The sequence below is a fragment of the Pseudomonas sp. genome (genome assembly GCF_030147005.1).
Classification (GTDB): domain Bacteria; phylum Pseudomonadota; class Gammaproteobacteria; order Pseudomonadales; family Pseudomonadaceae; genus Aquipseudomonas.
The window spans coordinates 27,895-40,249 of sequence record NZ_JASLAW010000144.1; the positions used below are offsets into that span (position 1 = coordinate 27,895).

The 12,355-nt window shown below is 58.8% G+C and carries 13 protein-coding genes; 6 read left to right on the forward strand and 7 right to left on the reverse strand.

Features of this window, described 5'->3' with window-relative positions:
* The first annotated feature begins 45 nt into the window (after window positions 1-45).
* On the forward strand, window positions 46-936 hold the full coding sequence (locus Q1V60_RS13415; protein ID WP_300631076.1) for an ATP-binding protein: 891 nt from the start codon (window positions 46-48) through the stop codon (window positions 934-936).
* A complete protein-coding gene (locus tag Q1V60_RS13420; RefSeq protein WP_300631078.1) occupies window positions 933-1,415 on the forward strand; it encodes a GAF domain-containing protein in 483 nt (160 codons plus the stop codon). The genes Q1V60_RS13415 and Q1V60_RS13420 overlap by 4 nt, the downstream gene beginning before the upstream one ends.
* A gap of 30 nt (window positions 1,416-1,445) precedes the next feature.
* On the opposite strand, the gene Q1V60_RS13425 is transcribed toward Q1V60_RS13420, so the two are convergent.
* The 7 genes from Q1V60_RS13425 to Q1V60_RS13455 form a co-directional block, all read right to left on the reverse strand.
* Window positions 1,446-5,093: a transporter substrate-binding domain-containing protein gene (locus tag Q1V60_RS13425; RefSeq protein WP_300631080.1), complete on the reverse strand. Its 3,648-nt coding sequence runs from the start codon at window positions 5,091-5,093 to the stop codon at window positions 1,446-1,448.
* Window positions 5,094-5,101: 8 nt separating this feature from the next.
* The gene (locus Q1V60_RS13430) at window positions 5,102-5,728 is read right to left on the reverse strand and encodes a response regulator transcription factor (RefSeq protein ID WP_300631082.1); all 627 of its coding nucleotides are present in this window, start codon (window positions 5,726-5,728) and stop codon (window positions 5,102-5,104) included.
* 249 nt (window positions 5,729-5,977) lie between these two features.
* Window positions 5,978-6,379, reverse strand: a complete 402-nt coding sequence (locus Q1V60_RS13435; protein ID WP_300631084.1) for a response regulator — start codon at window positions 6,377-6,379, stop codon at window positions 5,978-5,980.
* Between the two features lie 167 nt (window positions 6,380-6,546).
* Window positions 6,547-7,878 carry a deoxyguanosinetriphosphate triphosphohydrolase gene (locus Q1V60_RS13440; RefSeq protein ID WP_300631086.1) on the reverse strand — a complete coding sequence of 444 codons (1,332 nt, stop codon included), beginning with the start codon at window positions 7,876-7,878 and terminating at the stop codon, window positions 6,547-6,549.
* Between the two features lie 170 nt (window positions 7,879-8,048).
* Window positions 8,049-8,390 carry a hypothetical protein gene (locus Q1V60_RS13445; protein ID WP_300631088.1) on the reverse strand — a complete coding sequence of 114 codons (342 nt, stop codon included), beginning with the start codon at window positions 8,388-8,390 and terminating at the stop codon, window positions 8,049-8,051.
* Window positions 8,387-8,776: a phage holin family protein gene (locus Q1V60_RS13450; protein WP_300631089.1), complete on the reverse strand. Its 390-nt coding sequence runs from the start codon at window positions 8,774-8,776 to the stop codon at window positions 8,387-8,389. Before Q1V60_RS13450 ends, Q1V60_RS13445 begins: the two co-directional genes overlap by 4 nt.
* A gap of 4 nt (window positions 8,777-8,780) precedes the next feature.
* Entirely contained in the window at window positions 8,781-9,095 is a 315-nt protein-coding gene (locus Q1V60_RS13455; RefSeq protein ID WP_300631090.1) for a YqjD family protein, read from the reverse strand.
* A gap of 345 nt (window positions 9,096-9,440) precedes the next feature.
* On the opposite strand from Q1V60_RS13455, the gene Q1V60_RS13460 reads away from it, so the two are divergent.
* The 4 genes from Q1V60_RS13460 to Q1V60_RS13475 all read left to right on the forward strand — a co-directional run bounded on the left by Q1V60_RS13460 (window position 9,441) and on the right by Q1V60_RS13475 (window position 12,327).
* Window positions 9,441-10,649: an ammonium transporter gene (locus Q1V60_RS13460; protein WP_300631091.1), complete on the forward strand. Its 1,209-nt coding sequence runs from the start codon at window positions 9,441-9,443 to the stop codon at window positions 10,647-10,649.
* A 67-nt stretch (window positions 10,650-10,716) separates the two neighbouring features.
* Window positions 10,717-10,953 (forward strand): glutaredoxin family protein, encoded by a 237-nt coding sequence (locus tag Q1V60_RS13465; RefSeq protein ID WP_300631093.1) that lies wholly within the window; start codon window positions 10,717-10,719, stop codon window positions 10,951-10,953.
* A gap of 74 nt (window positions 10,954-11,027) precedes the next feature.
* Window positions 11,028-11,363, forward strand: a complete 336-nt coding sequence (locus tag Q1V60_RS13470; protein WP_300631095.1) for a transcriptional regulator — start codon at window positions 11,028-11,030, stop codon at window positions 11,361-11,363.
* 73 nt (window positions 11,364-11,436) lie between these two features.
* Entirely contained in the window at window positions 11,437-12,327 is an 891-nt protein-coding gene (locus Q1V60_RS13475) for a pseudouridine synthase (protein ID WP_300631097.1), read from the forward strand.
* The last annotated feature ends 28 nt before the right edge of the window (window positions 12,328-12,355 follow it).

Below are 12,355 nucleotides of genomic sequence, written 5' to 3' on the forward strand. Positions count from 1 at the left end.
TTGCCAATACGCCATCTTTTACAAGAACTTGCCAGAGGAATAGATGTGGATTCTCGATTGACTGCCTTTCTTGAGCGGGCTGACGCAGTGCTGGCGCGCCTCGAACCTTTGTTACCCGCCCCGCGCCAGGCCATTGACTGGAACCATTGCCTGGCCGCCCGCTGGCAACGCGAAGGCCGCACAGGCTTCCTGTTGCCGCTGGAAGTCAGCCTGGACATGCGCTTGTCGGACCTGATCGGCGTCGACAAGCAACGTGAACAGCTGGCCCGCAACACCCAACAGTTTCTCGACGGCTTGCCTGCCAACCATGCGCTGCTCTGGGGTTCGCGTGGCACCGGAAAATCATCCATGGTACGCGCTCTGCTCGCCCAGCATGCCAAGGCCGGCCTGCGTCTGATCGAAATCGAACGTGACCATCTGGCCGACCTGCCGCGCGTGGTCGAGCAACTGCTCAAGCTGCCACAGCGTTTTATCCTGTTCTGCGACGACCTGTCGTTCGAGGCGGGTGAAGGCGACTACCGGGTACTCAAGAGTGTACTGGATGGCTCCCTGGAGCAGGCGCCGGAAAACGTATTGCTGTATGCCACCTCCAACCGTCGTCATCTGGTTCCGGAGAACCAGAGTGACAACGACAATTGGAAGCGCGTGGATGGCGAACTGCACCCGAGCGAGGCGGTAGAGGACAAGATCGCATTGTCCGACCGTTTTGGCTTGTGGCTGTCGTTCTACCCGTTCACCCAGGAACACTTCCTGAATGTGGTGGAGCACTGGATCGGCGAGTTGGCAAGCAAGGCCGGCCTGCAGTGGCAACGCGATGAACAACTCGACATTCTCGCCGTGCGCTGGGCCACCGGGCGCGGCAACCGCAATGGCCGCTGCGCCTATCAATTCGCCCGTTATTGGGTGGGTCTCAAACTGCTGGAACGTCAACCATGATCGATTTGCAACAGGCCGGCACCGGCCTCGATGGCTATACCCTGCTCTGCGCGCAACTGGAGTCGCTGCTGGCGGATGAACGGGATTTCATCGCCAACAGCGCGCAATTCTCCGCGTTTCTGTTCAATCAGTTGGACGACCTGAACTGGGCGGGTTTCTACCTTAATCGCAACGAGGAGCTGGTTCTTGGCCCGTTCCAGGGCCAGATTGCCTGCGTGCGGATCCCGTTCGGTCGTGGTGTGTGTGGTGCCGCCGCGGCGTCCCGGCAAACCCAGCGAGTGGAAGACGTGCATGCGTTTGCCGGGCACATTGCCTGTGACAGCGCCTCGAACAGTGAATTGGTGGTGCCGCTGGTCAAGAACGGCCAATTGATTGGCGTCCTCGACCTCGACAGCCCATCACTGGCGCGTTTTACGCCTGAGGATCAGGTGGGTATCGAACAACTGGCGGCTATTTTCCTGCGCTTGACCGACTGCTGAGCCAGCGAGGCGGGGGCGAGCCCCTGCCTCCTATTGGCTGTCCAGGTCATGCAGTTGAACTTGCAGCGCCCGTTCAAGCTCAAGCATGAGCTTTTCCAGGGATTTGATACCCGTCTCGATCACCCGCCGATCATCGTCGCGAGAGCAGGCTTGCTCCAGTGCTTCGCATTGCCCGGCCAAGGCATTGGCTTGAACGATGCGTGCGGCGCCCTTGATCTTGTGGGCCTGTTCGATGATGTCCGTCGATGAAGCCTTGCGATCCAGCAGCGCGACGAGTGCCTGACGATCATGAAGGCTGCTGGTGAGCAGCTCCTCAAGCAAGCGTCGGCTCAATTGCGGATCCCCTCCCGTCAGCGCGTCCAGGCATCCCAGGTCCAGCCGCTGGCTCGTGGGTTGCGCAGTGATCTGCGCCAGTTGCCGCTCCAGCACCGTGAGACTGATAGGTTTGAACAGGCAGTCATCCATCCCTGCATCCATGCAGCGCTGTCGTTCTTCCGGTTGTGCATTGGCGGTAAACCCCAGCACCACGCAGGGCGCCAACTGTTCGCGTTGCTCGTATTCACGGATGGAACGGCTCAACTCGTAGCCGTTCATGATGGGCATATTGCAGTCGGCGATCACCAGGTCGAACTGTTCCTGGCGCCAGGCCTGGAACCCCGCCGCACCGTGCTCGGCGGCGGTGAATTGATGGCCCAGGTAGCCCAGTTGCTGGCACATCAACAGGCGGTTCGCCGGATGGTCGTCTACCACCAGCACATTAAGCACCGGGGTAGAGACCGGCTTCGCTGGCGTATGCTCACCCTGGGTCGTGATCGGCTGCAGGCGCGGCATTTTCAGGTTGACGTGCACCTGGGTGCCGACCATCGGCACGCTGCTCAGGCTCAACTGGCCGCCCATCATTGCGCAGAGGCTGCGGCAGATCACCAGGCCCAGGCCGGCGCCGCTTCTGGCCAGGTGCCCGGAATTGTCGGCCTGGGCAAACGGCTCGAACAGCCGCAACTGGTCGTCCCGGCTGATGCCGATACCGGTGTCTTCAACCACCAGTTTCACTTCGACCTGTTCTTGTTCTTGGTCCTGTGCCTGGGCCGGTTGCACCTCCACTTTTATTTTCACCTGCCCATGTGCGGTGAACTTGATCGCGTTGCTCACGAGATTGGACAGCACTTGCTTGAAGCGCAGCGGGTCTATGAGGACTTCGATGTCGCTCAGGTCGGGCTTGAACTCCAACAGCAGGCTGAGGGTTTTCTGGCGTGCAAGGCCGTCAAACACACGCACCACGGATTCAATCACCTCTCGCAGATTGACGCGCTCCGGGGCCAGGCTGAGACGGCCGGACTCGATGCGGGCGATGTCGAGAATGTCGCCTATCAGCTCCAGTAGATCCTTGGCCGAGTTGTACGCCACTTCTATCGCCGGACGGTCCAGATGCCCTTGGTCGGCGCGCTTGAGCGTCAGTTCGAGCATGCCGATCACGGCGTTCATCGGGGTGCGGATCTCGTGGCTCATGGTGGCAAGGAACGTGCTTTTGGCGCGGTTGGCCTCGTCGGCACGTTCTTTGGCGGCGCGCAATTCATCAAACAACTGGCGCCGGTCGCTGATGTCGATCCAGCCGCCGATGATGCCCTGGACTTCGCCGGTGGAATCGCGGTAGGGCAGGATCCAGTGGTAGATCGTCAGCTTCCTCTGGTGGATATGCAGGGTGCGGTCCAGAATCAGTGGGTTGCCCTCAGCCACCACCCGCAGGTAGTCGGCGTGGTACTGCGCTGCTTCGGGCGCCAGGGCCATGCTCATCTGGGTCACGCTCTTGCCGATCACATCCTCCCGCTTGACGTCGAATGTCTGCAGATAGCTGTCGTTGCAGGTTTGCAGCAAGCCATTGCGGTCGCGTACATAGATGGGGTGTGGCGTTTCGTTGACCAGCGCGCGCATGAACTCGAACTGATCGTTGAGGGCGCGCTCGGCCATCTTTCGCTGCCTGATCTGGCGGCGCATGTAGGCGTTCCAGGTCAGGGAAACCAGGAGCAGCAAGCCGGTACCGATGACGATCCTGGCAATCAGTTGATTGTAATTGCGCCAGTAGCTGTCGGACGCGACCGTGTAGCCACGCCAGCGGCTGTTGATCACGCCCATTTCATCCGGGGCGATACTGAGCAGCGCTTTGTCGAGGATCGAACTCAATTCGGTGGCGTGGCGGGATGTGGCCAGCGCGAACGTTGCCGGTGCCGTGCCGATACTGGTGGTGATCTGCAGCTTGTCCTGGAAAACTTTCGAGGACAGGAAATAGTTGGCGATCAACAGCGTGTTCACAGCGCCATCCACTTGCCCTTGTGCAAGCAACTCGGAGGCCCTGAAGGTATCGCCGGTCTCCACCAGCTGAATCTGGGGGAAATCCTTGCGAAGGGTATCGGCCAGCGGGGTGCCTCGGGTCACCGCCAGGCGCTTGCCCGTCATCTGCTCCAGGTTCAAGGGCGCTCCTGGCTCTTTGCGGGTCAACAGCACATAAGAGTTTTCCAGGTAAGGCCGGCTGAAACTCAGCTGCGCCTCTCGTTGGTTACTCGGCACGATGGCCCCGATAATGTCGACGTTCTGCGTGGTGACCTGTTTGATCATATCGTCGACTTCACGGCCGCGCTGAACCTCGAAACGCAAGCCGGTACGCAATCGAATAAGTTCAAGAAGGTCGGCGGTGATACCGCGAAAATTGCCCTCCGTATCGAAGAAGGTGAGGGGGGCAAAGGTTTCATTCACGATGACCTTCACTACCGGGTGCGCCTTCAGCCAACGTTCTTCGCGCGGGGTCAATTGCAGTTTCTTGTCGGTCAACAAGATATCGCTGCCCGCGCTCCAACGCTTGGCGATGCTATCGCGTTCGTTGATGGGCACAGAGGCCAGCACTGTGTCGACAATGCTCAAGAGAATGAGGTTGTCGCGGCGCAGGGCAAAGCTGAAGCCATAGGCTTCATGCTTGCCGAAATTGGCCATGCGGACGTTTTTGAGGTAGCCCTTGTTAATCATGAAGTGGGTGGAAATCGTGTCGCCAAGAAATACATCCGCCTGGTCGAACGCCACTGCATTCAGGGCATTTTGATAAGAGGGGTAGGTGCGGATATCCGCGTTGGGGTACAGCTTCTCCACTTCATCGAACGGCAGGTAATGATAGACGAGGCTCAAGCGCAGCCCTTCCAGGCCATCGCCGAGACTGCGGGTTTCCCCCTCGCGGGTGACCAGTACCGGCTGGTCCACCGCGTAAGGGGCCGACAGCGCGAGATTGGGGTTTGCGGCCTCGAAGCCGTTGGAGGAACCCAGCAAATCGATGTCGCCGGCTTCAAGGGCTTGAATGGCGGACAACCGGGAAGGGTAGCGAAGGACCCTGACCGGTATGGCGAGTGCCTTGGCCAGCAGGCCTGCATAGTCTGCGGTAAGGCCTTCGTAATCGCGGCCGCTGGAGGTGAGGTCGAACGGCGGGTAGTCAGGCGCGGCGGTACCCAGTACCAGTTCGCGCTTGTACTGCAGCCACTGGCGCTGAGTCCTGTCCAGGTGGTTATCGAGTTGGACGATTCCCGCGCGACTCAATAGGGTGAGGTGTTGCGGATTGGTGGAAGATTCCGCAAGCACGGCAGTGCTGAAGTACAAGCCGGCACTTAATATAATTAAATAGTCCTTGATACGGCTGGGCATCCGCTTTCTCACACTAGCGCGTTTCGTTTTGCCATCTCAATGAGCTCGACTAAAGATTGGGCTTTTAGTTTTTGCATTAACCGCTTTTTATAAGTGCTGACCGTTTTATTACTCAAGAACATACCCTTGGCTATTTCTTTGTTAGTGCGGCCTTGTGCAAAAAGTTGTAAAACCATGAGTTCCCGGTCGTTAACGGTTTTAAAGAGTTCCAGCTCCTGGGTGTCCACACCTTCCGTTCCACTTGTATTCAATGCCTGGCTGGGGAAATAGTTGTAACCGGATAGTACTGCGCGAATAGCGCTCAGTAGTTCGCTCAGGTCCCCTTCCTTGCAGACGTAACCGTCCGCGCCCGAGCGCATGCAGCGCGTGGCAAACAGGGTTGGGCACTGGGCCGTGAGGACCAGGGTTTTCATGGAAGTGTTCATGGCGTTGAATCGGCAGAGTACTTCGAGGCCGTCAAGTTTCGGGATGCTGATATCCAGAATTACCAGGTCCGGCAGGCATTCGCGAACCATTTGTATGGCGTCGCACCCGTTATCTGTTTCTCCAATGACTTTGTAACCTTCGTGTTCCAGTAACATTCTGATAGCAAGTCGTATAACGGGGTGGTCATCGATAATAAAAACGGTGTTCATAATCACATTCCATGCAGGTGCAAATAAAGCGGTTACATTAGCTCAGATGAAGAGGCAGCAGCATGAAGCGTGGGGGGGGCAAGCACAAAACAGGATGTTTCCTACATCAAAAAAGGTAGAGGCCTACAAGCCGCTAGGTAATCGTGACACTGAGTGTGGGTGATCTCAGGGCAGCTGGCGTGGCCAGCGATCACAGGGATTTTGCGACGGCTCTTACGTTATTTTTCGCAATCGGTAAGGTTTAAAGTCCTACATTGATAAGAAGCAAGTCGAGGTCATTAAACATTCAAGTTCATCTTTGTTTAACGGTTTTGGCAAGCAGCCAAGTAGTGGGAGGTTTCGCTGCGCAGCTTGTGTGGTCAGTTTGAGCAGTTCCGCCGTCGGTAGCCCGCTCAATAGAATCGCGCTGGTAATAAAGTGACCACGGCTGGCGATTTCAACCAACTCAAGACCGGGCAGGTCTGGTAGGCATTGGTCGCATAACATCAAGTCGAACGGGGATTCGGACTGGGTCATTGTGCGTATGGCCTGTTCGGCATTTTCGACGGGGGTGAGTTGGTGGAAGCCGAAGCTTCTGAGCAAGCATTGGGTGGCCAGGAGTTGAAAGGGATGATCCTCCACCAAAAGAATACGAAGGGGATGTCTGGGCATAAGGAGCACACAGTGAGTCAAGCGTCGATGGGAGCGTAGGAAACGCTCGTCTGGTCCGCGATGGCGTGCGTGATTATTCCTCGGGAATATGTACGAATTCGATCAGGCCGCTCTGTTCCCATCGTAGGGCAATTCCTTTCAGGGAACAGGGCGACGTGATCGAGCCGTTATTGAGGGCTGGAGCGCCCGGTCATCTCCCGCGCCATCTCGGTGGCGTAGCTGTCGGTCATGCCAGCGATAAAATCGATCATGCGCAGGAACGAGGCGTGTAACGGCCAGGCCGGGTCCGGCGCGCTGTTGCCGAGCAAGTCGAGAATGCGCCGGTTCTTGAACGATGGCGTACGCCCGCCGTGTTGCTCCAAGGCAGCACCGCAAAAGGCGTTCAGCAGAATCTCCAGAGTGGTGTAGGCGCCGATTTCATGCAGGGTCTTGCGTTTGTCCTGGAAGATTTTCTTGCGCGCCATGTCCTTGGCATCCAGTACGCAACGCTTTGCCGGACCGTGCATGTGCTCAACCAGATCCCCAGGCAGGGTGCCGGCAAGCAGGGCGTCCTGTTGTTCGACGAATGCGCGCGCCGCTGCATTGGTCAGATGCTCGATGGCCTTGCCACGCAGGATCGCCAGCTTGCGGCGACGGGAGTCCGACGCGCCCAACTGTCGATACGTCTGCGGCAGGTCATCACCCACCAGGTCGAGCAGCAGTGACTCGACTTCGGCGTACTGCAGCAACTCCATCTCCAGGCCATCTTCCAGGTCGATCAACGCGTAGCAGATGTCGTCGGCGGCCTCCATCAAGTACACCAATGGGTGGCGGGCCCAGCGTTGGTCCTCCAATTGAGGCAGGCCGAGTTTATGGGCGATCTGTTCCAGAATCGGCAACTCACTCTGGTAGCAGCCGAACTTGTGTTTTTTGTAGCCCAACGCGTCCGCGTGGCGGGCGGTCCAGGGGTACTTGAGGTAAGTGCCCAGGGTGGCGTAGGTCAGCCGCGTGCCGCCGTCGAATTGATGGTATTCCAGCTGGGTCAATACCCGGAAACCCTGGGCATTGCCTTCGAAGTTGAGGAAGTCATTGCGCTCGGCGTTGCTCATGTCGTCCAGCCAACCGCGCCCGGCGGCCTGCTGGAACCAGTGGCGGATAGCGTCTTCGCCGGAGTGCCCAAATGGCGGATTGCCGATATCGTGCGCCAGGCAGGCCGACTGCACGACCATGCCCAAGTCGCTTGGATCACACCAGTCGGGCAGGGCGCTTCGCAATGTTTCACCGACGCGCATGCCAAGGGAGCGACCCACACAGCTGACTTCCAGCGAGTGGGTCAGGCGCGTGTGAATATGGTCATTGCTCGAAACGGGGTGCACTTGGGTCTTGCGGCCCAGACGACGGAAAGCGCCGGAGAAAATAATGCGGTCATGGTCTTTGTGAAAAGGACTGCGCCCCAGTTCTTCAGGGCTGTGCAGGGGCTTGCCAAGACGTTCGCGGGTCAGCAGGGTGGGCCAATCCAAGGCAGGTACTCTCCGTACGGTGAATGACACCTGCAGCTTCCCGTTTCCGCGCTCGCGGTTCAAGCGGAAATCTTCAGGTCGATGTGTCGACAGGAACAGACACGGCGGCCCGACCGCTGTTGCACAATTGTGCCGGGGTCAGGCCGTCGTGTTCAGCCGGCGAGCGGGGATTATCTTTTGCGAGAAGCGCCTTGCATGGCCAGTTTGATCAGGGGGATCAACCCGGCCCCCAGTCGCACCAGACGCGTCACGTTGCTGATACTGCCGCCCTTGGCGCCCTTGCCGGTAAAGAACCCCATCAGTGTCACCGCCGCCACGCCCCACAGCGGCGCGTGCTTGATGCCCAGGCTGTCCTGCCAGTTGTGACGCAGGTCGCGCACTTTATGCAGGGGTGACATCAGTTGCTGGGACTCATGACGGATTTCCTGACGGTGCATTTCCATGCGCAGGCGGATCAACGCCTTGCGCATTTCCCGACGGGTCGTGTTTTGAGGGATTTCAGGCAGGCTCATGGCAACAGGCGCTCCCGATCATTGGCCAACTCTTCGAGGGTGGCGTGGAACGGCGTGGATTCATCGAACACCGCCGCTTTCAAGCGTACCCCGCAAAACGCTGCGGCCAGGGTGTAAAACACGCACAGACAAATAATGCCGGTCAGGCGGTAACCGGTGTCCCATACCAGGATCATCACCAGTGTCGATAACCCCACCAGCAGCAGCAGGGCAAACACTAACGCCAGGCCGGCAAACAGCAGCAGGCTGACAGTGCGCGCCTTCTGTTCCTGTAACTCGATGCCAAACAGTTCGACGTGGCTGTGCAACAAGCCGAGCACGGCTGCGCCCAGACGACGGGAGGTGGTACCTGCGCCCTTTGACGAGCTGGATTCGTCGATAGACATGATATTAGCGCCTGGTAGCCAGCAGACCGATCAAAAAGCCCACGCCGGCAGCGATGCCGACGGACTGCCAAGGGTTGGCCTGCACGTAATCTTCCGTCGCAGTCATTGCCGCCTGGCCGCGCTCGCGCAGGGAGTCTTCGGTCAGTTGCAACGTTTCGCGGGCCTTGAGCAGACTTTCATGGATCTTGGTGCGCAGCTCATCGGCCTGGTCACCGGCCAGGATGGCGGTGTCGTCCAGCAACCTTTCGGTATCGCTGACTAGGGTCTGAAAATCCGCCATCAGTATTTCTTGAGCAGTCTTTGCTGTTTTGCCGGCCATGTTGATCTCCGTGTGTGGCGTTCTGTACGTGTGGTTTCGAGTCGCGGGGTTCGCCGAAGGTTCAGTGCAATTGTCTGGTACAGCTTTTGCTTTGCCTTGGTGCGCCTGCCCTTGGGCCTGCGCTGAATCCGGGCGGTCGAGGCGCAAGCCTTGGAAAACCTTACCCTAATTAACTGAAACTCGCGCAAATACCCTGTCGGGACTCGCCGGTTGTGTTGATCGCCGCGCTAAAGCGGTTCACGCCCTCTCAAAGAAGGGCGGTGCCTTTGGTGCCAATTTAGTGCGAGCAATCCTGGCTTGAACCGCTTTGGTGCTTTTTGCCTTACTGCAGGCCTGCCAACCTCCATGGAAAATTTGCAAAGCGCGGTGGACACGCTTGTCCATAGCTCCAACACCCTGTTCATTCTGATTGGCGCGGTCATGGTCCTGGCTATGCACGCCGGTTTCGCCTTTCTGGAAGTCGGAACGGTGCGCCAGAAGAACCAAGTCAACGCATTGTCGAAAATCCTCAGCGATTTCGCGATCTCCACCCTGGCTTATTTCTTTATAGGCTATTGGATCTCCTATGGCGTCAGCTTCATGCACCCGGCGGCGGTGATCAGCGCCGATCATGGCTACGGCCTGGTGAAATTTTTCTTCCTGCTGACCTTTGCGGCGGCGATCCCGGCGATCATTTCAGGGGGGATTGCCGAGCGTGCGAAATTCGCGCCTCAGCTGTGTGCAACGGCCTTGATCGTGGCATTCATCTACCCCTTCTTCGAAGGCATGGTATGGAACGGCAACTTCGGGCTGCAAGACTGGCTGTTCGCGACCTTTGGCGCCCGCTTTCACGACTTCGCCGGGTCGGTGGTGGTCCATGCCATGGGCGGCTGGCTGGCGTTGGCGGCGGTGCTCTTGCTCGGCCCGCGCAACGGACGTTACCGCGACGGGCGCCTGGTGGCGTTTGCCCCCTCGAGCATTCCGTTCCTGGCGCTGGGTTCGTGGATACTGATCGTGGGCTGGTTCGGTTTTAACGTGATGAGCGCGCAAACACTTGATGGCGTCAGCGGTCTGGTGGCGGTCAACTCGTTGATGGCGATGGTGGGTGGCACCGTCGCCGCGCTGGTGATCGGCCGCAATGACCCCGGCTTTCTGCACAACGGCCCGCTGGCCGGGCTGGTGGCGATCTGTGCCGGTTCCGACCTGATGCATCCGGTGGGCGCGCTGGTGACCGGCGTGGTCGCGGGAGGGCTGTTTGTGTGGTGCTTTATGGCCGCCCAGGACCGTTGGAAAATCGATGACGTGCTGGGTGTATGGCCGCTGCATGGCCTGTGTGGGGTATGGGGCGGCATTGCCTGCGGTCTCTTCGGGCAGACCGCACTGGGTGGGCTGGGCGGTGTGAGCCTGGTCAGTCAGTTGATCGGTACTGCCCTGGGCGTAGCCGTGGCGCTGGTCGGCGGCTTGCTGGTGTACGGCGTAATCAAGCTCGCTTCCGGGCTGCGCCTGAGCCAGGAAGAGGAGTATTACGGGGCGGACCTGTCGATCCACAAGATCGGCGCTGTCAGTCAGGATTGATCGGAGCGCGCTTGCCGGGCGGTGTTGGGCTTAGAATGGTGGCGTGTTTGCATACGAGTTCATTGCCATGCGTCCTGAATGCCAGCTGTTCGGCACCCTGGGTTGCCATCTGTGTGAAATTGCCGAGGCCGAAATCATGCCGCTCGTCGAGCACGGGTTACTCGTCGAGCTTGTGGATATCGCCGACCCCGATGACTTGACCGACGCCTACGGCCTGCGGATTCCGGTGCTCAGGCGGGTGGATACGGGGGCTGAATTGGATTGGCCGTTCGACACTGAGCAGATTGTGGCTTTTCTGCGCTGACGTTTATGCGATGGCGGGTTTCCCAATATTACGTTACTGTATGTTTGTACAGCGATTGAATAGAGGGAACGCCCGTGGTGAATGTCGAACAATTGAAAAGCAGCGTCAATAGCATGTCCGCCGACGTCGTGCGCGATGCGGTGAACGAGCTGCGCCTGGATGGCCTGGTCACGGAAGGCAAGACGCCCTTCAATAAAGTGCATTTCAATACCTGCTTTGCAGAAATCGAAGCGCTGTTCCAGCGTGCCGGTTATCACAAGCAGCTGGATGTGGTGGGTTATCAGGGCTTGCTCTACGCACTGTACGACCCGGGCCGGTGGGAGGCCGTGGACGTGCTGCGCTGGCTCAAGGAGTTTACCGAGGCGGCCAGCGCTTCGCCGGTTTTGCGCGCGCAATTGGCCAAGGCCTGAGATCTCTCCTAGGCTCAATCCCGCGCCATGCGGGATAATGCCCGCCTGTTTATTCCAGGCTTTGAGCATCGGCATGTCCACTTCCCGTTTTTCCCCTTCACAGCACCAAGCCAGCACCTTGTACCTGCCGTCTGGCCCGTGGGCGACGGTGCTCGATTGCCTGTGCGAACACTTCCCGGCGATCGCCCGTGAACACTGGCTGGACCGCATTGCCCGTGGCCGGGTGCTGGATATCAATGGCCACCCCATCAGTGCTGACCTGGCTTACAAGGAAGGCCTGTGCATCTATTACTTTCGTGAAGTGCCCAACGAAAAAGTGATCCCGGTACAAGAAACCATTCTGTACGCCGATGAACACCTGGTGGTAGCCGACAAGCCGCATTTTCTGCCGGTGACACCCGCCGGCGAGTACGTCGAACAAACGCTGTTGCGCCGTTTGATCCGGCGTCTGGACAACCCCGGCCTGGTGCCCCTGCACCGCATTGACCGGCATACCGCGGGGCTGGTGTTGTTCTCGGCCAACCCCGATAGCCGCGCGGCCTATCAGCAGCTGTTTCCCACGCGGCGAATCGATAAATTTTACGAAGCCATTGCCCCGGCCTTACCTGATCTGGCCTTTCCTCTGGTGCACAAGAGCCGGTTGGTGGACGGCGAGCCTTTCTTCCGTATGCAGGAAGGGCCCGGTGCCAGCAATACCGAAACGGCTGTTGAGGTGCGCGAGAAACACGGCAATTTATGGCGCTATGGCCTGTTCCCGGTCACCGGCAAGAAGCACCAACTGCGGGTACACATGACGGCGCTCGGGGCGAGTATCTGCAATGACCCGTTCTATCCCGATGTGATCAAGGACGCCGTGGACGACTACGCCAACCCGCTCAAGTTGCTGGCGCAAGGCGTGCGTTTCATCGACCCGGTCAGCGGCCAGCAACGCAATTTTCGCAGTGAAATCACGCTGGGCTGGTAAGCGCCGAAAACGACAAGGCCCGCGCGAG

Bases quoted from the DNA above. Each gene is read 5' to 3' on its own strand.
- Q1V60_RS13430 (WP_300631082.1), bottom strand. From the start codon at position 5,728: ATGAACACCGTTTTTATTATCGATGACCACCCCGTTATACGACTTGCT.
- Q1V60_RS13475 (WP_300631097.1), top strand. From the start codon at position 11,437: ATGTCCACTTCCCGTTTTTCCCCTTCACAGCACCAAGCCAGCACCTTG.
- Q1V60_RS13465 (WP_300631093.1), top strand. From the start codon at position 10,717: ATGCGTCCTGAATGCCAGCTGTTCGGCACCCTGGGTTGCCATCTGTGT.
- Q1V60_RS13450 (WP_300631089.1), bottom strand. From the start codon at position 8,776: ATGTCTATCGACGAATCCAGCTCGTCAAAGGGCGCAGGTACCACCTCC.
- Q1V60_RS13460 (WP_300631091.1), top strand. From the start codon at position 9,441: ATGGAAAATTTGCAAAGCGCGGTGGACACGCTTGTCCATAGCTCCAAC.
- Q1V60_RS13425 (WP_300631080.1), bottom strand. From the start codon at position 5,093: ATGCCCAGCCGTATCAAGGACTATTTAATTATATTAAGTGCCGGCTTG.
- Q1V60_RS13445 (WP_300631088.1), bottom strand. From the start codon at position 8,390: ATGAGCCTGCCTGAAATCCCTCAAAACACGACCCGTCGGGAAATGCGC.
- Q1V60_RS13455 (WP_300631090.1), bottom strand. From the start codon at position 9,095: ATGGCCGGCAAAACAGCAAAGACTGCTCAAGAAATACTGATGGCGGAT.
- Q1V60_RS13420 (WP_300631078.1), top strand. From the start codon at position 933: ATGATCGATTTGCAACAGGCCGGCACCGGCCTCGATGGCTATACCCTG.
- Q1V60_RS13435 (WP_300631084.1), bottom strand. From the start codon at position 6,379: ATGCCCAGACATCCCCTTCGTATTCTTTTGGTGGAGGATCATCCCTTT.